The sequence below is a fragment of the Micromonospora cremea genome, assembly GCF_900143515.1.
Taxonomy (GTDB): Bacteria; Actinomycetota; Actinomycetes; order Mycobacteriales; family Micromonosporaceae; genus Micromonospora; species Micromonospora cremea.
Genome location: NZ_FSQT01000002.1, coordinates 3,665,201 through 3,684,807 on the forward strand (window position 1 = coordinate 3,665,201; position 19,607 = coordinate 3,684,807).

At 71.5% G+C, this 19,607-nt stretch carries 17 protein-coding genes and 1 pseudogene; 13 read left to right on the forward strand and 5 right to left on the reverse strand.

Annotated features, from left to right (window positions below; translation table 11 throughout):
* The first annotated feature begins 86 nt into the window (after positions 1 to 86).
* Positions 87 to 2,156: a glycoside hydrolase family 36 protein gene (locus tag BUS84_RS30710; RefSeq protein ID WP_074317809.1), complete on the forward strand. Its 2,070-nt coding sequence runs from the start codon at positions 87 to 89 to the stop codon at positions 2,154 to 2,156.
* A 25-nt stretch (positions 2,157 to 2,181) separates the two neighbouring features.
* A pseudogene (locus BUS84_RS30715) lies at positions 2,182 to 2,916 on the forward strand (MFS transporter); the annotation flags it as partial.
* On the opposite strand, the gene BUS84_RS30720 reads toward BUS84_RS30715, so the two are convergent.
* Positions 2,900 to 3,202, reverse strand: a complete 303-nt coding sequence (locus BUS84_RS30720; RefSeq protein ID WP_244298915.1) for a YraN family protein — start codon at positions 3,200 to 3,202, stop codon at positions 2,900 to 2,902. The pseudogene BUS84_RS30715 and the gene BUS84_RS30720 sit on opposite strands and share 17 nt — an antisense overlap.
* A gap of 809 nt (positions 3,203 to 4,011) precedes the next feature.
* On the opposite strand from BUS84_RS30720, the gene BUS84_RS30725 reads away from it, so the two are divergent.
* The 5 genes from BUS84_RS30725 (at position 4,012) to frr (ending at position 8,779) form a co-directional block, all read left to right on the forward strand.
* Positions 4,012 to 5,076 carry a hypothetical protein gene (locus tag BUS84_RS30725; protein ID WP_143728575.1) on the forward strand — a complete coding sequence of 355 codons (1,065 nt, stop codon included), beginning with the start codon at positions 4,012 to 4,014 and terminating at the stop codon, positions 5,074 to 5,076.
* 274 nt (positions 5,077 to 5,350) lie between these two features.
* Positions 5,351 to 6,241, forward strand: coding sequence for a 30S ribosomal protein S2 (gene rpsB, locus BUS84_RS30730; RefSeq protein ID WP_074317812.1), 891 nt, complete (start codon positions 5,351 to 5,353; stop codon positions 6,239 to 6,241).
* A 138-nt stretch (positions 6,242 to 6,379) separates the two neighbouring features.
* On the forward strand, positions 6,380 to 7,207 hold the full coding sequence (tsf, locus tag BUS84_RS30735) for a translation elongation factor Ts (protein ID WP_074317814.1): 828 nt from the start codon (positions 6,380 to 6,382) through the stop codon (positions 7,205 to 7,207).
* A 160-nt stretch (positions 7,208 to 7,367) separates the two neighbouring features.
* Entirely contained in the window at positions 7,368 to 8,135 is a 768-nt protein-coding gene (gene pyrH, locus BUS84_RS30740; RefSeq protein ID WP_074317816.1) for a UMP kinase, read from the forward strand.
* An 86-nt stretch (positions 8,136 to 8,221) separates the two neighbouring features.
* A complete protein-coding gene (gene frr, locus BUS84_RS30745) occupies positions 8,222 to 8,779 on the forward strand; it encodes a ribosome recycling factor (RefSeq protein ID WP_074317817.1) in 558 nt (185 codons plus the stop codon).
* Between the two features lie 78 nt (positions 8,780 to 8,857).
* Here the strand turns inward: frr and BUS84_RS30750 are convergent, their stop codons facing one another.
* Positions 8,858 to 9,301 carry a hypothetical protein gene (locus BUS84_RS30750; protein ID WP_074317819.1) on the reverse strand — a complete coding sequence of 148 codons (444 nt, stop codon included), beginning with the start codon at positions 9,299 to 9,301 and terminating at the stop codon, positions 8,858 to 8,860.
* Positions 9,302 to 9,698: 397 nt separating this feature from the next.
* Here BUS84_RS30750 and BUS84_RS30755 point away from each other — a divergent pair, with 397 nt between their 5' ends.
* The 3 genes from BUS84_RS30755 to BUS84_RS30765 all read left to right on the forward strand — a co-directional run bounded on the left by BUS84_RS30755 (position 9,699) and on the right by BUS84_RS30765 (position 13,559).
* The gene (locus BUS84_RS30755; protein WP_084757647.1) at positions 9,699 to 11,099 is read left to right on the forward strand and encodes a phosphatidate cytidylyltransferase; all 1,401 of its coding nucleotides are present in this window, start codon (positions 9,699 to 9,701) and stop codon (positions 11,097 to 11,099) included.
* 104 nt (positions 11,100 to 11,203) lie between these two features.
* Positions 11,204 to 12,361 (forward strand): dual-specificity RNA methyltransferase RlmN, encoded by a 1,158-nt coding sequence (gene rlmN / locus BUS84_RS30760; RefSeq protein ID WP_074317822.1) that lies wholly within the window; start codon positions 11,204 to 11,206, stop codon positions 12,359 to 12,361.
* Between the two features lie 31 nt (positions 12,362 to 12,392).
* Entirely contained in the window at positions 12,393 to 13,559 is a 1,167-nt protein-coding gene (locus BUS84_RS30765; RefSeq protein WP_074317824.1) for a DivIVA domain-containing protein, read from the forward strand.
* A 79-nt stretch (positions 13,560 to 13,638) separates the two neighbouring features.
* Here BUS84_RS30765 and BUS84_RS30770 read toward each other — a convergent pair whose 3' ends face one another.
* The gene (locus tag BUS84_RS30770; protein ID WP_074317826.1) at positions 13,639 to 13,860 is read right to left on the reverse strand and encodes a DUF2631 domain-containing protein; all 222 of its coding nucleotides are present in this window, start codon (positions 13,858 to 13,860) and stop codon (positions 13,639 to 13,641) included.
* 198 nt (positions 13,861 to 14,058) lie between these two features.
* Here BUS84_RS30770 and BUS84_RS30775 point away from each other — a divergent pair, with 198 nt between their 5' ends.
* Positions 14,059 to 15,639, forward strand: a complete 1,581-nt coding sequence (locus BUS84_RS30775) for a Rieske 2Fe-2S domain-containing protein (RefSeq protein ID WP_074317827.1) — start codon at positions 14,059 to 14,061, stop codon at positions 15,637 to 15,639.
* A 197-nt stretch (positions 15,640 to 15,836) separates the two neighbouring features.
* A complete protein-coding gene (locus BUS84_RS30780; protein WP_074319225.1) occupies positions 15,837 to 16,481 on the forward strand; it encodes a TMEM175 family protein in 645 nt (214 codons plus the stop codon).
* Here the strand turns inward: BUS84_RS30780 and BUS84_RS30785 are convergent.
* Positions 16,470 to 18,065, reverse strand: a complete 1,596-nt coding sequence (locus BUS84_RS30785; protein ID WP_074317829.1) for a phytoene desaturase family protein — start codon at positions 18,063 to 18,065, stop codon at positions 16,470 to 16,472. The genes BUS84_RS30780 and BUS84_RS30785 overlap by 12 nt on opposite strands.
* Before the next feature lie 79 nt (positions 18,066 to 18,144).
* Positions 18,145 to 18,990 carry a YhjD/YihY/BrkB family envelope integrity protein gene (locus tag BUS84_RS30790; protein WP_074319226.1) on the reverse strand — a complete coding sequence of 282 codons (846 nt, stop codon included), beginning with the start codon at positions 18,988 to 18,990 and terminating at the stop codon, positions 18,145 to 18,147.
* Between the two features lie 51 nt (positions 18,991 to 19,041).
* On the opposite strand from BUS84_RS30790, the gene BUS84_RS30795 reads away from it, so the two are divergent.
* Complete coding sequence (locus tag BUS84_RS30795; protein WP_074317830.1) at positions 19,042 to 19,593, forward strand: GNAT family N-acetyltransferase; 552 nt, start codon at positions 19,042 to 19,044, stop codon at positions 19,591 to 19,593.
* Positions 19,594 to 19,607: the final 14 nt, after the last annotated feature.

The following is a 19,607-nucleotide window of genomic DNA, read 5'->3' on the forward strand; positions in this document are numbered from 1 at the left end:
CCCGCTTGATCTTGACAATTCACCGCGACGAGCAATGGCTGGCCTGGTCCTCAAAGCTGCGCAACGAACCCGAAAGGGAGTGCGACATGACCGACATGAAGCGGCGGACCGTACTGAAGTTGGCACTGGGGGGCGCCGGTTTGGCCGCCCTCCCCGCCGTGGGTGTGGGCGCCACGCCGGCGGCCGCGAAACCGAAGCATGACCACGATGTCGTCGGGGTCGGCGACACCTCCATCACCGTGGAGTTCGACGACAAACTGCACACCCGGGTGGCCCTCAAGGGCGTCGACATCACCCGCTTCGACGCCAGCGAGGCACTGCTCCTGGGCGACACGACCGTCGGCGACTTCGCCTACCGCGGCCACGACACCCGCAAGACCAAGCATTCCCGGCACGGCGCGGGCGTCCAGGTGACCGTCTGGGGCGACTCCGCGAACGGCGTGCGGAAGACGGTGGAGCTGACCTCCTTCCAGCGCCTGACCGGCATGGTCGTCATGCAGGTGACCTACACCAACCGGTCCCGCGCCGACCTCAACGTCACGGGCTGGCGCAGCGGCGCGCACGAGGTCCTGGAGAAGTCCGACGGCTTCTACACCTTCTCGGGCACCACCTACCGGAACCGGCGCGACTGGGTGCGGCCGGTGACGGCCACGTTCGACCAAAAGAACTCGCTGGGCATGGACTCCTCCGACTACGGCGGTGGCACGCCGATGGCCTCCGTCTGGCGTCCGGACGGCGGCATCTCCGTCGGGCACGTCGAGCCCGTGGCGCGAATCCTGCGCCTGCCGGTGCGAAAGTCGGCCAACGGCGCGAGCATCGCCGTCGAGGGCGACGTCGTCCGCACCCTCAAGCCAGGCGAGCCGCTGACCACCGACACCACGTTCCTGACGGCCCACGCGGGCGACCACTTCGTGCCGCTCCAGCGCTACCGCGACTACATGAGCGACATCGGCCAGCGCGCGCCCAAGTCGCCGAAGTCGAGCTTCGAGACGATCTGGTGCGCCTGGGGTTACGAGCGCGACTTCACCGTCGAGCAGGTCGTCGCGACGCTGCCGAAGGTGCGCGAGGTCGGCCTCAAGTGGGCCGGGCTCGACGACGGCTGGCAGACCAACGAGGGCGACTGGGACATCAACCTGGCGAAGTTCCCGCGCGGTGAGGCCGACATGAAGGCCTTCACCAAGCAGATCCGGGACGCCGGCCTACGGCCGCGGCTGTGGTGGGCGCCGCTGGCGGCGGACCCGGAGAGCAACCTGTTCCAGAACCGCCCCGACATGCTCCTGCTGGACAGCAACGGCCAGATGCAGCGGGTGACGTGGTGGAACGCCTGGACGCTGTGCCCGGCGTACCAGCCCGTCGTCGACTACTTCGCCGCGCAGGCCAGGAAGTTCATCGGTGAGTGGGGCTACGAGGGGCTCAAGATCGATGGCCAGCACCTCAACGGGGTCACGCCCTGCTACAACCCGGCGCACGGGCACGCCCGCCCCGAGGAGTCGACCGAGGGCCTGGCGCAGTTCTGGAAGGCGGTGTACGACGCCGCGCACAAGGCCAACCGCAACGCCGTCGTCGAGCTGTGCCCCTGCGGCACCGCCTTCGCCTTCCACAACCTGCCCTACGTCGACCAATACCCGGGCTCGGACCCGACGTCGTCGTACCAGGTCCGGAGCAAGGGCAAGACCATGCACGCGATGATGGGCCACGGCGCCAGCTACGCCGGCGACCACGTCGAACTCAGCGACAACGGCGACGACTTCGCGTCCACGTACGGCGTCGGCGGCGTCCTGTCGACCAAGTTCACCTACCCGACGGGCCCGGACAACGACACCCTGCTCACGCCGGAAAAGGAGGTCCTCTGGCGCAAGTGGGTGCGGCTGTACGACAAGAACATGTTGCCCACCGGCGAGTACCGGGGCGAGCTCTACGACATCGGCTTCGACAAGCCCGAGGCCCATGTCGTAAGCAAGGAGCGGACCCTGCACTACGCCTTCTACGCCGACCAGTGGGACGGCACCGTCGAGCTGCGCGGCCTGGGCAAGGGCCGGTACCGCCTGACCGACCCGTTCAACGGCATCTCGCTGGGCACCGTCGACGCCCAGCACAACACCGTCAAGGTGACCTTCGAGAAGTTCCAGCTGATCGTGGCCGAGCCCACGCACTGACCGCGGTAGCGCCCGCGGGGTCTTCGGTGTTTCCGGGCCCCCGCGGCGTTATCTGACCGGCTCGGTGCGCGACCTGGGCCTGGTGGTCGGTGCGCGATCGCTGACGAACGTGCTGTTCGTGCTCATCGGCGGGGTGGTGGCCGACCGAATTACGCTCCGGCTGGTTCTGGTCGGCTCCAATGTGTTGGGTGCACTGACCCAGGCGGCGGTGGCCGCACTGGTGCTCACCGGCACGGCAACGATCCCGCTGCTGCTGGCGCTCGGTGCGGCCAACGGCATCGTGAGCGCCCTGTCCCAGCCAGCCTCAACCGCCGCGACGCCGCAGACCGTGCCGCCGGAGCTGATCAAGCCGGCCAACGCGCTCATCCGGCTCGGCATCAACGCGGCCATGATCGGCGGGGCCGCGCTCGGCGGCCTCCTGGTGGCCGCCGTCGGCCCGGGGTGGGGCCTCGCCATCGACGCGCTCACCTTCGCTATCGCGGCTGTCGCGTTTACCGGAGTCCGGGTCGCTGCCTCGCCGGCGAAGAGCACCCGCACGAGCATCGTCGCCGACCTCCGGGAGGGCTGGACGGAATTCACCGCGCGGACCTGGGTCTGGGTGGTGCTCGGCTTCATGATCCTCAACGCGGCCCTCGCTGGCGGCGTGAACGTGCTCGGCCCGGCCGTCGCGGAGGAGACGATCGGCCGTAGCGCCTGGGGCGTCACCGCCTGCGCCAACCGCTCGACCGCCCGGAGCGCGCATCTCAGAACGCGCCCTTGAGGTGGTCGACCTGGGCCCGACCTGCGTCGGGCAACCGCACCGAGAGCACGTCGAACCGCACCTCCTCGGCGGTCGTCCCGGTCTCGGCCAGCCAGCGCGCGGCGAGCCCGCGCAGCCGCCGTGCCTTGGCGGGCACGACCGCCTCGGCCGGGGTGCCGAAGCTGTCGCCCCGGCGCGTCTTCACCTCGCAGAAGGCGAGCACAGGCCCGTCCCAGGCGATGATGTCGATTTCCCCGTCCAGGCAGCGCCAGTTCCGGGCGACCGGGCGCAGCCCCGCCCCGATCAGGTGCCGGGTCGCACAGCGCTCGCCGTACGCGCCGGCTGCCTGGTTCCGCTTCTCATGGTCGGCACGGTGCCCGCCGAGGCCCGACCGCCGCGACCCCTGCGGCGGCCGGCTGTGGACGACGGGTGTCCTGTGGACGACCAAACGATCAACCCCGCCCTGTGCTAGGGCGGACCGCCCCTGCGGCTGCACCACAACGGCGATGCTGGCGTCACTGACGCTGGGCACCGCCTGGTCGACCCGCGACCTCTACGTCACGCCGCAGCTTCGCCACAGCGGAATCGCGCACACCCTGCTTCAGCCCGTCACCGGACTGCAGATCCTCAACCTCACCCTCGACTCAGACAGCCGAGACCCAACCCCCCACGCTCGCGCCCAACCCCGCCAGCCTCGCCAGGTCCACGAGCGCCGTGTCGCTCCCGGTCGTTGCAGGCCCTCGCGGAGGGTATGGGGGTGAACCCGCTATACCTCAGAGTCATAGATATGACTCTGAGGTATAGCGCTCACAATGGTGGATGCCGTCGTTCCCGCATCATGCGCCGGCGCCGGCGGGCGTCCTCGCTGCATCGAAAGGTCGGATCAGCGGGCTTCGTTGCCGTCGGTCGGGCGTGGTGGCCCGTTGTGCCGCACCCACTTGGATGAGGCGGGCGAGCGGCTCGGGAAAGCCGGGCCGGCGGATGATCTGCGGTACTCGCTGTCGCCAGCCCGGCGAGCCGGGCCCGCGCCGCCTGACCCGGGCGCGCGCCGCTTCCGCTTGAGGTCGGCCGTCCCCCGCCGGGCTGAAATGGCGCGGCGGGAGTCCGTCGCATACGGTGCCGGACGTGGACGGACGACGGAGCTTTCCGGAAGATCAGGAGTCGCGCTGGTACCCCGATGAGCGGGGTCGCGGCTACGGCGAGTCGGAGTGGCGTGGTGCGGGCGAACCGCGGTATCGGGACGACGAGGTCCAAATTCCCGATCAGCGCGGCGCCGACGAGGGCCGCTACGGCGAGGACACCGGCGCCGGTCGGCGCCGGGAGTCGGCCCGGCTCGACTCGACCGGGACCGACCTGACGCCGCCCGAGAGCGACTCCGGCCGGTTCGCCGCGGTGCCCGACCGGCTCGGGGAATCGGACTCCGGGCGCTTCGGCACCGTCGACGCCCAGGCTGGCCGCTTCGGTACGTCCGGGCCTGACTCCGGACGGTTCGGGGCGGTCGAGCCCGAGGCCGATGGCTACCGGGCTGCCCGCTCCCGGCGGGCGGAGGACCGGGACCCCTCGGAGGTCTCCGGTGAGCTGCCCGGTCGCCGGGCCGCCCGGGATGCGGCGTCGACGGGCTCGCCGCTGACCGCCGCCCGGGAGCCGATGCCGTTGACCGGCGTCCGCGAGGCGACGTCCGCCGGAGATCCGCCGGCCGGTGTGCTCGCCGACCAGACTCGTCCCGCCCCGCTCAGCGGGTACCCGATCGTCGAACCGGCGCGTGGCGGCGACCAGCCGCACCCGCTGGAGATGCCGACCGGCCCGATGCCGTCCGTCGGTCCCCGGGGCGGTGAGCTGCCCGCGGGGGAGCCGTCGGTGTACCCGCCAGCGGCCGATGGCGTCTACCGCACCCGCCGGCCGGCGCTGGCGGTGCTCTTCGCCCTGCTGGTGCTGATCTTCGAGATCCCGGCGCTGCGGGTGCTGCTCGACGGGGTGACCAGCGATCCGCTGTCCGCCGGGAATGTGGTGGTGGGCATCTTCCTGGTCGCCGGGCTGCCGATCTTCGCAACGGGGTTGTATGGGCTACGAACCGGCGGGCTGGCCCTCTCCGATGGCGGTCGGGGTTGGCTGCGCCCTCCGACGGCCTACCTGACCGTCGGCCTGGTGCTCTTCGTCGCCGCCGCGCTCGCCGCCGGCTGAGCCGGGACCCAGGGCTGCCGCTCACCGTCGGCTGAGCCGCCGAGGCGGGTGGCGGCGCGAACCCGGCAGCCCGGCGGGCGGACAGGGGCGTACACTGGCCAACTGGCGACCGCCTCGTGCGGTCGACCTCGCGCGCCCTCTCCACGAATCGTCGTGGGGCGACGGCCTCCCTGGTCCCGATCTTGGTCGGGAACACCATGGCCGGCGACCAGGCGCCAGGACGCCCGGCCACCGGCCGGGCGTGACAACCAGGGATCTTGAGGAGTACCCCACCATGGCCGTCGTGACCATGCGCCAGCTGTTGGAGAGCGGTGTCCACTTCGGGCACCAGACCCGGCGCTGGAACCCGAAGATGAAGCGCTTCATCATGACCGAGCGCAACGGCATCTACATCATTGACCTGCGCCAGACCCTCGACTACATCGAGAAGGCGTACGAGTTCGTGCGTGGCACCGTCGCCGAGGGTGGCAGCATCCTCTTCGTCGGCACCAAGAAGCAGGCTCAGGAGGCGATCTCCGAGCAGGCGACCCGCGTCGGCCAGCCGTACGTCAACCACCGCTGGCTCGGTGGCATGCTGACCAACTTCCAGACGGTGTACAAGCGCCTTCAGCGGATGAAGGAGCTGGAGGCCCTCGGTGACCTGAGCGGCACCGCCGCCGGGTACACCAAGAAGGAGACCCTGCAGCTCTCCCGCGAGAAGATCAAGCTGACCCGCACGCTGGGTGGTCTGCGGGACATGCAGAAGCTGCCGGCCGCAGTCTGGATCGTCGACACCAAGAAGGAGCACATCGCCGTCGACGAGGCCCGCAAGCTGGGCATCCCGGTGATCGCGGTGCTCGACACCAACTGCGACCCGGACGAGGTCGACTTCCCGATCCCGGGCAACGACGACGCGATCCGCTCGGCCGAGCTGCTGACCAGGGTCGTCGCCGCCGCCGTCGCGGACGGTCTCATCGCGCGTTCCGGCCGCCGCCGGGGCACCGACGAGAAGCCCGAGCCGGGTGTCGCCAGCGACGAGCCGCTGGCCGAGTGGGAGCGCGAGCTGCTCGAGCAGCCGAAGAAGGCCGACGAGTCGGCCGCTCCGGCCGAGCAGCCGGCGCAGGCCGCCGCTGAGCAGCCGGCACCGGCCGCCACCGAGCAGCCGGCGACCGCCGCCGCGGAGTGACCGCACCGTTGCTGCCCCGCCGTCCGTTTTTCCGGACGGACGGCGGGCGGCGACGGTACGCCGGGCACGATCAGCCCGGATCCGGGTAACCGGCACCTCTGACCATCCACACGCCGTCTCAACACCGAAGAGAGAGCCATGTCCCAATTCACCGCCGCGGACGTCAAGAAGCTCCGCGACCTCACCGGCGCCGGCATGATGGACAGCAAGAAGGCGCTGACCGAGGCCGAGGGCGACTTCGACAAGGCCATCGAGATCCTGCGCGTCAAGGGCGCCAAGGACGTCGGCAAGCGGGCCGGCCGGACGGCCGCCAACGGCCTGGTCGCCCACTCCGGCAGCGCGTTGCTCGAGCTCAACTGCGAGACCGACTTCGTGGCCAAGACCGATTCGTTCATCGCCCTGGCCCAGCAGCTCGTCGAGCACGGCGAGCGCTCCGGCGTGAACACCGCCGAGGAGCTGCTCGCCACCGAGCTGGACGGCAAGAGCGTCGCCGACCTGATCCAGGAGCAGTCCGCCAAGATCGGCGAGAAGCTGGTGCTCAACCGGTTCGCCAAGGTCGAGGGCACCACCGCGGTCTACCTGCACCGCAAGGCCCAGGACCTGCCGCCGGCCGTCGGTGTGCTGGTGTCGTACACCGGCAAGAGCGACGAGGCGGGCGACGCCGACGCCCGTGGTGTCGCCATGCAGATCGCCGCGATGCGGCCGAAGTACCTCACCCGGGACGAGGTTCCGGCCGAGGTCGTCGAGTCCGAGCGGCGCATCGCCGAGCAGACCGCCCGCGAGGAGAACAAGCCCGAGGCGGCCCTGCCGAAGATCGTCGAGGGTCGGGTGAACGCCTTCTTCAAGGACTACGTCCTGGTCGAGCAGGCGTCCGTGGCTGACAACAAGAAGTCGGTGAAGCAGATGCTGGCCGAGGCCGGCATCGAGGTCACCCGCTTCGTGCGGTTCGAGGTCGGCCAGGCCTGAGCCGCCGCCGGGCGCCGTTGGCGCCCGTGGGCAGAGACGTCGAGGAGGAGGCCGCCGGTGTACGTGACAGGCACCGCGGCCTCCTCGTCACATAAGGTCGGCAGCGGCAGGTTCGCGGTACGCGCCGCACGGGGCGTGCGCGTGGGGAAGGGCGGGGCGGATGACGCAGGTTGTGAGTGACCGGACGCTGGCGGTGGAGGATCCGACGGCGCCGCCGCCCGGACGCGCCCGCCGGGTGGTGCTGAAGCTCTCCGGTGAGGTGTTCGGTGGCGGCGCGATCGGCGTCGACCCGGACGTCGTCCAGGCCATCGCCCGGCAGATCGCCACCGTGGTCCGCCGCGGCGTGCAGGTCTCCGTGGTGGTGGGTGGCGGCAACTTCTTCCGCGGCGCGGAGCTGCAGAAGCGCGGGATGGACCGGGCCCGCGCCGACTACATGGGCATGCTGGGCACCGTGATGAACTGCCTCGCCCTGCAGGACTTCCTGGAGAAGGAAGGCATCGAGACCCGGGTGCAGAGCGCCATCACCATGGCACAGGTCGCCGAGCCGTACATCCCGTTGCGGGCGATCCGGCACCTGGAGAAGGGCCGCGTGGTCATCTTCGGTGCCGGCGCTGGGATGCCGTACTTCTCCACCGACACGGTGGCCGCCCAGCGGGCGCTGGAGATCCGTGCCGACGTGGTGCTGATGAGCAAGAACGGCGTGGACGGTGTCTACACCGCCGACCCCCGGATCGACCCCACCGCCAGCAAGCTCGACTCGATCACCTTCTCCGAGGCGTTGCGCCGCAACCTCCGGGTGGCGGACGCGGCGGCGTTCAGCCTCTGCATGGAGAACGGCCTGCCGATGCTGGTCTTCGGCGCGCAGGGTGACGACACCATCATCCGCGCGGTGGGTGGCGAAAAGATCGGCACCCTGATCACCGCCTGAGCGCCACCGCCTCCGGCGACGGCGGCAGCGGTCCTGACGACTTTCAGCAGAGCCCACGACGAGCACAGAAGGAGGCGAGGAGACCGGTGATCGACGACACCCTCCTCGAGGCCGAGGAAAAGATGGAGCGTGCGGTCGAGCACGCCAAGGAGGAGTTCGGGGCCATCCGCACCGGTCGCGCGAACCCCGCCATGTTCTCCAAGGTCATCATCGACTACTACGGCACCCCCACGCCGCTGACCCAGATGGCGTCCGTCGCGATCCCCGAGCCGCGGATGGCGATCATCAAGCCGTACGACAACTCGCAGATCAACGCCATGGAGAAGGCGATCCGCGACTCGGACCTCGGCGTGAACCCGAACAACGAGGGCAACCAGCTGCGCATCCTGCTCCCGCAGATGACCGAGGAGCGCCGCCGCGACATGATCAAGGTGGCCCGGCACAAGGGCGAGGAGGCCAAGGTGGCGATCCGCAACGTCCGCCGCCGTGGCAAGGAGGAGCTGGACCGCATCGTCAAGGACGGTGAGGCCGGTGAGGACGACGGTCGCCGCGCCGAGAAGGAGCTGGACGACCTGACCCAGCGCTACGTGGCCAGCATCGACGACCTGGTCAAGCACAAGGAGACCGAGCTGCTGGAGGTCTGACCCCCGACCCGGCAACGCCCGGCGTGACGCCGTCACGAGGCCCGACCCCGATCCGGGGCCGGGCCTCGTGCCGTCTGGTCAGCGCGGGATCCGCACCGTCCGGGTCGTCTCGGTCAGGGTCGTCCCCACGTACGCGTCGTGCAGTTCGAAGCGCACGGTGGCCCGACCGGAGTGCAGCACCGGGTCGGTCCGGTAGAAGCTCATCGAGAGGCTCTCGGTGCCGCCGTCGCAGGTGATCTCCCCGGCGCCGCGCCCGCTGGTGGCCCAGACGGTTGGCAGGCCGTCCTGGTGCAACGACGCGGACAGGTTGTAGACGCCGGCCGGGCAGCGCCGGAGCTCGCCCCAGACCCTCGTGGCCGGGTAGTCGGGACCCTCCTGCTCGTAGGTCGGGTCGTACGGGTACAACTCACTGGCGCGGTGCTCGATCGTGATGCGGGTGCTCGGCGTCGCGGCGGCGGCCGGTGGGGCCACCGACAGGACGATGGCGGCGATCGTCAGCATCGCCAGGCTGATTCTGCGCACGAAGCGCTCCCTTCCCCGTGGCGACGCCGGCGGGCACCGGCGCACTGACAGCCGACCACCGGTGGGCCGGGTCGGTCCCCCCCGTTCGCCCGGTGCCACGGTCGGATAGGCGTCGGTGGATCGACGGCCGGCGCGGGTCGGGGGTCGACGGGCGAGGTCCGCAGCTGGTGCCGCCGTCGCCCCGCTCGTCGACCGCGCGAGTTCGCGCGGGCGCCATCGTCCGCCTCGCCCCGGCGGCGGGTGCAGTAGGCTCGGCAGGATTCCCGGCCACCGGGCGGTGAACACCGGGAATCGACCGACCGCCGGGGCGGTCAACCAGAGGAACAAAGTCGCGCCTGTAGGGGATGCTTGTGGTCTTGCGTCATGTGGTGGTTCTCGTGCCGCGTCGCGGTGCGTGATGACCCACCCCGACCCCTACAGTGGCGAGCCGCGCGGCTGGGACCGGCCGGAGCGGCCGGTGGCCCTGCCCTGGCCCGAGCAGGAGCTCGAAGCGGGCCAGTGGAGCAGTCGTCCGGCCGCGGGCCCTGAGCTGTACGCCGAGCCCCGCACCCGCCCGTACGCCGACCCGTACCCGCCGGACCCGTACGACGAGCGCGGCCGGACGGTCCGCCCGGATGACCGGGACCGTTTCGACGACCGGGACCGGCGCGACCGCTTCGACGATCGGGACCGGTACGAGGACGACCGGAACCAGCCCGACCGGTACGACGACCGGGGCCGTGTCGGCCGGTACGGCGATCGCCCGCCCGTTGGCGGCGACGCCCCGACCCGGTACGACGGCCCGGAGCGCTTCGACGACCGCAGTGGTCCGGTCGACTACGACGACGAATCCGGGTATCCGACCGCGCAGCTCGCGCCGATCCGGGCCGACCTCGCGCCGGACCAGGACGAAGTGACCTCGTCGGAACCGCCGTCCGGCCGGCGGCCGCGGGGCCGACGCCGGGCCAGTGCCGACCGACCGGCCACCCAGCAGGCGGGGACCGGGCGGGCCGGCCGCAACCTGCCGGCGGCCATCGGGGTCGGGCTCGGCCTCGGCGCGCTGATCGTGGTGCCGCTGGTCTTCTACCCGTTGGCGTTCCTGCCGGTGATCGCCGCCGCCATCGCCGTCGGCATCTGGGAGATGGCCCGGGCGGTCCGGCGCAGCGGCGCCCACCCGCCGCTGGTGCCGCTGATCGCCGGTGGCGTGCTGACCGTGGGCCTGGCCTGGTTCGCCGGCCCGGACGCGCTCAGCCTGGGCCTGCTGGTGACGGTTCTGGGCACCATGATCTGGCGGCTGGGCGACGGCCCGGGCGGTTTCCAGCGGGACCTGACCGCGGCCACCCTGATCGCCGTCTACGTGCCGTTCCTCGGCGGGTTCGCGGCGCTGCTGGCGGCGGCCCCCGACGACGGTCCGCTGCGCATCCTGGCCACGTTGATCGCGGTGGTCCTCTCCGACACCGGCGGGTACGCGGCCGGCGTCTCCTTCGGTCGTCACCCGATGGCGCCGTCGGTGAGCCCGAAGAAGTCCTGGGAGGGCTTCGCCGGCTCGGTCACCGCAGCGGCGCTGGGCAGCGCCCTGCTGCTCTGGCTGATGTTCGACCTGGCCCCCTGGTGGGGTGCGCTGTTCGGGCTGGCGGTCTCCTGCGCGGCGGTCCTGGGCGATCTGGCCGAGTCGATGATCAAGAGGGATCTCGGGGTCAAGGACATGAGTAACCTGCTGCCGGGCCACGGCGGCCTGATGGACCGGCTGGACTCGATCCTGTTCGCGGTGCCGACGGCGTACCTGCTGCTGGCGATCTTCGTGCCGATGGTGAACTGAGGCATGGATCACGGCGCCCCGGTCATCCCGACCCGGCGGTCGGGGCCGGTTCGACACCTCCGGACGGGTACGTGCCGCCGAAGGCGTGACACACTGGACCAGCCATGACGAGCCTGCCGTTGATCCCCGCCACCTCGGACGCCCCCGCCGCACGCCGGGCCTCCATGCCACCGCAGCACCTCGCTGACCTCGACCTTGCCGGCCGCCAGGCGCTGGTCACCGGGTTGGGTGAGCCGGCGTTCCGCGCCAAGCAGGTCTCCACCCACTACTTCGGGCGGCTGGTCCGCGACCCGCAGGCGATGACCGACCTGCCCGCGGCGACCCGTGACCGGCTGGCCGACCAGCTGCTGCCCACGCTGCTCACACCGGTCCGCGAGCTGGCCTGTGACGACGGCGCGACGCGCAAGGCGCTCTGGCGGCTGCACGACGGCGCGTTGGTGGAGAGCGTGCTGATGGGCTACCCGGACCGGGTCACCGTCTGCATCTCCAGCCAGGCGGGCTGCGGCATGGCCTGCCCGTTCTGCGCGACCGGCCAGGCCGGGCTGACCCGCAACCTGTCCACCGCCGAGATCGTCGACCAGGCGGTGTACCTGGCCGGGGTGGCGGCCTCCGGTGCGGTCGCCGGCTCCCCGCCGCGGCTGTCGCACGTCGTCTTCATGGGCATGGGCGAGCCACTGGCCAACTACTCTCGGGTGATCGCGGCGATCCGCCGCCTGGTCAGCCCGGCTCCGGAGGGGCTCGGCCTGTCGCAGCGGCACATCACCGTTTCCACGGTCGGCCTGGTTCCGGCCATCCGCCGACTGGCCAGCGAAGACCTCTCAGTGACCCTTGCGTTGTCGTTGCACGCCCCCGATGATGATCTGCGCGACGAACTCGTGCCGGTAAACCAGCGCTGGAAGGTAGCCGAGGTGCTGGACGCAGCGTGGGACTACGCCGCCCGGACGGGCCGTCGCGTGTCGATCGAGTACGCGATGATCAAGGACGTGAACGACCAGCCGTGGCGAGCTGACCTGCTCGGGCGGCTGCTGGCCGGCAAGTTGGCCCACGTGAACCTCATCCCGCTCAATCCGACGCCGGGCAGCCGCTGGGACGCGAGCCCGAAGCCGGTTGAGCGGGAGTTCGTCCGGCGGTTGCGCGACGCCGGGGTGTCCACCACCGTTCGGGACACCCGAGGTCGCGAGATCGACGGCGCGTGTGGCCAGCTCGCCGCCGCCGAGGACAACGACACCAACACCGACCGCGCCGGAGAGGCACCGGCGTGACCGGGCGTGGCGAACGAGACCAGGAGACATAGTGGCGAGTCAGGGTCAGCGTTTCCGGCGCAAGGCGCTCCGCCGGGGATACAAGGTCGACGAGGTGGATGCCTTCCTCGACCGGGTCGAGGCGACGCTCGACGGCCGGCAGGTCGGCGCGCCGGTGGCCTCCCAGGAGGTCCACGACGTCGTCTTCCGGGTCCGGTTCAACGGCTACGACGAGTGGCAGGTCGACCTGCACCTCGACCGGGTCGAGCGGCAGCTGGCCGAGCTTGAGGAGCGCGGTGCCGCCGGGCGCGGCGGCGACCCCCGGATGGGTCCGCCGGACCGGATGGGCCCGCCGATGCGCGACGACCGGGGCATGGTCCCGCAGCCGATGCCGCCCCGGCCGATGCCGGCGCAGGCCGGCCCGCCCGACCGCTACGGCCGGTACGACGAGCCGACCGGCGCCTTCGCCGGCGGGTACGACGCCCCCCGCGGCGGTTACGACGCTCCGCGTGGTCCGGGCGGCCCGGCCGGTCCCGGCCCGATGGGTCCGGGTGGCCCGATGGGCGGGCACGGTCTCCCGCCGCGCGGCCTGCCCGCCGGTCCCGGTGGCTACGGCCAGGACGACCAGCGGATGCCCGGCGGGTACGGCCCCGACGATCAGCGTGCGCCCGGCGGGTACGGTCCGGACGACCAGCGTGCGCCCGGCGGGTACGGCCCGGACGACCAGCGTGCGCCCGGTGGCTACCCGCCCGAGGAGCCGCGCTTCGACGGCTTCGAGGCCGGTCGGCACGGTCGTGCGGACATGACCGCCGAGATCCGGATGCCCGAGCGGGACCTGCGCGACATGCGCCGTGGTCCGGCCGGCCCGCCCCCGATGCCGCAGCAGGGCATGGGTGGCCCGCCGATGGCCGGTCCGCCCGCCGTGCCCGGCCCGCCGATGGGCGGTCCGCCGATGGCCGGCCCGCCCGGCAGCGACCTGTACCGGGTCGACCAGATCCGGCGTCGCTTCCAGGTGCGCCGGTTCGGCAGCGGGTACGACCCGGACCAGGTCGACCGGTTCTTCGACACCCTGCTCGGCGGCATGCAGGGCCGCAACCCGATGCCGGTCAACCCGAAGGACCTGGACACGCTCCGGTTCGGTCTGGTGCCGGGCGGCTACTTCGAGGCCGAGGTCGACGCCGCGCTCAAGGACGTGCAGGACATCCTCTTCGGGCGCTGACCCCGACGCGTACGGACGAGGGCCCGTCCCCGGGTGGGGGCGGGCCCTCGGCGTCGTCGGCCGGTCGTCCGGTGGTCGGTCAGGAGCGCAGACCGTTGCGCCGCAGCACGGCGTCGCCGATCACGATGACCAGCAGCAGCACGGCCAGGCCGGCCAGCCAGATGTCCTCGACCCTGCCCTCGTGGTTGCCGCAGATCATCGCCAGCAGCGCCAGCGCGGTGAGGACCGCGCCGATCCGCCCGGACTTACGGTGCCCGGGCTTGTGCTGGTCTGGCGACGTTACCGGCTCGCTTCCTGCCACTGTCGGTCCTTCCCTCGCGATCGGATCTCCGGTTAGTCTGGCACGCCTGCTGCCCGGGGCGGCGCGGTGGGTGTTTCCCGGTCACCGGGCCCTGCCCACCCGGGTCGAATGGCACTACGGGCGTCGCGAGGCGGCGGTCAGACTCCCTCCGGTAGCGTTTGGCGTACACCTGATTGTCTGTTTGAGGGGGACTGTGCGGTGCGAGTGACCGGAACCGGGCACGCCAGCATGCGGATCGACACGGCCGCGGGCAGCATCCTGTGCGACCCGTGGGTCAATCCGGCCTACTTCGCATCCTGGTTTCCGTTCCCCGACAATTCCCTGCTCGACTGGGAGACCCTGGGCCAGGTCGACTACCTGTACGTCTCGCACCTGCACCGGGACCACTTCGACGCAAAGCACCTGCGGGACTTCGTCTCCAAGGACGCCACCGTCCTGCTCCCCGAATTCCCCACCTCGGAGATGGAGGACGAGTTCCGGGCGCTGGGCTTCACCAAATTCCTGAAGGCGCCCAACGAGCAGGTGGTGGAGCTGCCCGGTGGGCTCAAGGTCATGATTCAGGCGTTGACCAGCCCCACCGACGGCCCGATCGGCGACTCCTCGCTGTGGGTGGAGTACGACGGGGTGCGACTGCTCAACCAGAACGACGCCCGCCCCACCGACCTGAGCGTCTTCGCCGAGCTGGGGCACGTGCACGCGCACCTGATGCAGTTCTCCGGCGCGATCTGGTATCCGATGGTCTACGAGCTGCCGCAGGCGGCGAAGACCGCGTTCGGCAAGCAGAAGCGCGACCGGCAGTTCGACCGGACCTGGCGCTACATCGACGACCTGAAGGCGTCGCACGTCTTCCCGAGCGCCGGTCCGCCGTGTTTCCTCGACGACGCGCTGTGGCAGTTCAACGACATCCACGGCGACGAGGGCAACATCTTCCCCGACCAGTCTGTCTTCCTGTCGGAGTACGCCAAGGTCGGCGGCACCAACGGGATCGTGCTGCTGCCGGGCAGCGTCGCCGAGGTGACCACCGAGGGCGCGACGACGACGCACCCGGTGCCGGTCGACGAGTTCTTCGCGAACAAGGTCGCCCACCTGGAGGAGATGCGGGAGCGCAAGCGGCCCATCATCGAGGCGGAGAAGGCGTCCTGGCGGCACCCCGAGGTGGATGTGCTCGGGCAGATGAAGAGCCGCATCGAGCCGCTGCTCGACGAGTCGATCTACCTGGCCAAGGGCGTCGGCGGGCCGGTCCGCTTCGACCTGGTGGGGTACGACGGTGAGAGCGTCGAGTCGATCGTGGTGGACTTCCCGGGCAAGGAGGTCCGGCCGTATGCCGACGAGAAGGTCCGCTACCGGTTCCGTACCGAGCGGGCGCTGATCGAGCATCTGCTCTTCATCGACGAGGTGGACTGGGTCAACTCGCTCTTCCTCTCCTGCCGGTTCTCGGCGGCCCGGATCGGCCAGTACAACGAGTTCGTCTACGCGTTCTTCAAGTGCCTCTCCGAGGAGCGGCTCCAGTACGCCGAGGGCTGGTACGACGAGCACGAGCGCACCACCGACGCGGAGGACATCACCCTGGGCGACTGGGTGGTGCAGCGGCGCTGCCCGCACCTGAAGGCCGACCTGACCCGGTTCGGCATCGTCGAGGGCGACCAGCTCACCTGCCAGCTGCACGGCTGGCGGTTCGACCTGGCCACCGGCCGCTGCCTGACGAGCGTCGGCCACAAGGTCCGCGCCCACCGCGTCGACGCCGACACCCCGGCCCCCGCGGGCGAGGCGCTGAGCTGACCGGCCGGCCGGGGCACCCGACGTGGTGCCCCGGCCGCAGCCCCGATCCGCGTCCGCGCGGCCTCTCCATGCACCACGATGCAATGGAGAGCGGCGAAAGCCGCAGTCCGGCGCCAACCGGACACACCGAGAGTGGGGCGGGCGTGGCGGGGGCGGACGCGCAGAAGGGTGCGTACCGGTACGGGCGTGGCCGGGAGATGACCCGGGACGCGGCGCGGGTGGAGACGTTCAGCGACGGGGTCTTCGGGGTCGTGCTGACGGTGATGGCCGTCGAGCTGCTCCAGACCGGCCCGGCCCGGGAGAGCGGGCGGGAGCTTCCGGACGCCCTCGCCCACGCCTGGCCGTCCTACCTGGCGTACCTGATCACCTTCGCGCTCGCCGGGCAGGTCTGGCTCGCCCACCACAACCTGTGGCGGTACATCATCCGGGTCGACCAGATGCTGCTGGTCCTCAACCTGCTCGTGCTGCTCTTCATCGCCACGATCCCGTTCACCGCCGACCTGCTGTCGGACAACCTGCGCGGTAGTGCCACCGAGCAGCGGCTGACCGCCGCCCTCTACCTCGGCACCGTGCTCGGTGAGGCGCTCTTCGTCAACCTGAGCTGGTGGTGGGCCCGCCGGCGCGGGCTTCTTCACCCCGACATGGATCCCGGGCTGGCCCGGGCGGTCGCACGGCGGATCCTGCTGAAGCCCCTGCTCTACCTGGTCGCCTTCGCCGTCGTCTTCGTCGACCCCATCCTCAGCCTCTGCGCGTACCTCCTGCTGGTCGCCTTCTACCTGATCGGCGGCCCCGGGGACCTCCGACCGTCCGCCAACCGGGCGAAGGGCGGGTCAGCGGCCTAGGTCGGCGAGGATGCGGCGGGCGGCGTTGTGGCCGGCGGCACCGATCACGCTGCCGGCCGGGTGGCAGCCGGCGCTGCCGGCGTACACGCCGTCGACCCCGGTGGCGTAGGGCATCCGGTCGGCGAACGAGACGGTGTTGTCGACGTGGTGGATGTGCCCGCCGGTGATGCCGAAGTGGGCCTCGATGCCCGGTGGGGGCAACGGCACCGCGTCGGCGATCAGGTCGGCGGTGCCGGGGGCGTACCGCTCGACGATCCCGATCAACCGGTCGACGTAGCCGGGCAGTGCCGCATCCCAGGTGGTGCCGGTCAGCTCGTAGGGGACCGACTGGACGAAGAGCGCCGACGAGTGGTGCCCCGCGGCGTCGGAGAGCGACGGGTCGACGGTGGTGTGCAGGTACCACTCGATGGTCGGCTCCGCCGGCAGATGCCCGGCCTGCACGTCCGCCCACATGGAGCGCAGCGCGGCCATCGGCGAGGTGGCATCGCCGCCGACCAGCGACGCCGAGCCGGGCAGCAGGTGGATGGTCGAGCCGAACGGGCTCGGCGTGCCGGCCGGCAGGCAGGAGAAGCGGGGCAGCCCGGTCAGCGCCAGATTGAGCTTGAGGGTGGTGCCGGGGCGGCGGACCGCCGCCATCCGCTCGCCGAGCGGCGCCGGGAGCGCCCCGTCGGGCAACAGGTCCATCAGCCGGTACGGGTCACACGCGCCGAGCACCACCCGGGCGGCGACCTGCCGGCCGTCGGCGAGCACGACACCGCTCGCCGCGCCGCCGTCCAGGGTCACCGCGGTCACCGGCGCACCGGTCAGGATGGTCGCGCCGGCGGCGCGGGCGGCGTCGGCGAAGGTGCGCGACACGGTGCCCATCCCGCCCTCGGCGATCATCCACGTGCCACCCGAGCCGGGCAGCCGGCACATGTTGTGCACCAGGAAGTTATGGCCCGTTCCAGGGTCGTCCGGGCCGGCGTTGAGCCCGGAGAGCCCGTCGGTGACCGCGTACATGCTGACCAGCAGCTCGGAGCGGAACTCGAACCGGGCCAGGTAGTCCGCGACCGAGCCCTGCACCAGGTCGACGAAGACCTGCCGCAGCGCCGGACGGACGTGCCGGTCGGCGGTCTCCTGAGCGGTCAGCGGCTCGGCGAGCCAGGCCGGGGCGAGGTCCTCGCGCAGCGCGGCCAGCTCGGCCTGCATGGCGTCGTCGGCGGCCACGTCGGCGGGGGAGAAGAACTCGGCGAGCTGTGCCCGGGTGGCCGCGGTGTCACTGCCGAAGAGCAGGTACGGCGAGCCGAGACCGCCCGGCGTGGGCAGGAAGTAGTGCGGGTCGCGGCGCAGCACCGGGATCCGTACGTCGAGCGTGGCGAGCAGCTCCGGCGGCATCAGCCCGAGCAGGTACGAGCCGGTGGAGTGGCGCAGCCCCGGCACCTTCGGGAACGGGTTTTCGGTGCGGGTCGCGCCGCCGATCACGTCGGCGGCCTCCAGCACCAGGACGTCGAGGCCCGCGCGGGCCAGCAGGATGGCGGAGACCAGACCGTTGTGCCCCGCACCGACGATCACGACGTCGGCGCGGCCGGGAAGTTCGCTGCTCATGCCGCGGCAGCCTAGTCGGCACCGCCCGCCGGGTCAGCCTCTTCGCCCGGTCCCGCAACCCTGGGCGGACGACCCGTCATCAGCCGCTCATCAGCCGACCGGCGCGCTGGCCCCGCCAGCGGGAGAGGGCCAGGGTGGCCGAGTAGCCGGCCAGGACGATCACGTGGAACAGGTAGAGCCAGAGGAGGACGGCGACGCCCGCGCCGATCTCGTCGAAGCCGCCGAACGGTACGCCCAGATCCAGCGGGAGTGAGGCGAAGAGCACGAAGCCGTGCATGAAGCCGGAAAGGTTCGCCGCGGTGAACGACCCCATCCCGAGCGTGGAGAGCCAGTCCGGCGACGCCGGCCCGACCACCCGGAACACCCACATCAGCACCGGCGTGAGCACCAGCCAGACCGCCAGGAACGACAGCACCACACCCAGCGCCCCGACCCAGCCGCCCCGCCGGACCAGGCCGGTGGTGAGCGGCAGCGCCAGCAGGATCGACAGCAGCAGCGCGGGGGCCGGTGCGAGCAGCGGCAGCAGCAGCAACCGGCCACGCCAGCCGACCAGGTGCTCGTCGGTGCGGGGCGCGGCCACCGAGACGAACGCCCGGCGCAGACCTTCGCCGTACAGCGATGCGGGCAGCAGCGAGGCCAGAGCCAGCAGCGGGGTCAACTCCGCCCCGGCGTCGACCAGCGCGGCCACCGCGCGGGGCGCGCCGATCGCGGTGGGCAGCGCCTCCACGGCGTACGAGGTGAGCCGGCGTACCCGGTCGGCCCCGGCGATCAGGGAGGTGAGCCAGAGCGCCAGCAGGGCCACCGGCACCACGGCGATCGCCCCGTAGAACGTGATCGCGGCGGCGTGCAGTGACAGGTCCCGGCCGCGCACGGGGCGGAACGCGGCATTGATGATCCGCTTCGTCCGCCGCCATCCGCTGCCCACCACGATCTCTTTCCCTGTCGACGGGTCCGCCACTCATTAAGATCGCCCGCCATGACCGTTCTCACCACCGACCGCCTGATCCTGCGTGACTGGACCGACGATCCGGCCGACCTGACCCGGATCTACGACATCTACTCCCGCTCCGAGATCACCCGCTGGCTGGCTGTGTCTCCGGGGTTGCCGATGACCGACCCGGCGCAGGCCGCTGAACGGCTGCAGATCTGGCGGGACCGGCACGCCGAGGACCACGGCCGGTACGGCACCTGGGCGATCGAGGTGCGGGACACCGGCCCCGTGGCGGGCACCGTGCTGCTCAAGCCGATGCCGGGGCGGGACGAGACACGGCTTACCGAGAACATCGAGGTGGGCTGGCACCTGCACCCGGACTCGTGGGGTCACGGCTACGCCACCGAGGCGGCTCGTGCGGTCATGTCGCGGGAGTTCGCGGCCGGCACGCCGGAGATCTACGCGGTGGTCTCGCCGGGCAACGACCCGTCGATGGCGGTGTGCCGGCGACTCGGGATGGCCCACGTGGGCCGGCGCACCGACTGGTACGGCGGCGAGGAGTTGGAGACGTTCGTTCTGACCGCCCCAACCAGCTGAGGTGAATGGAAGGG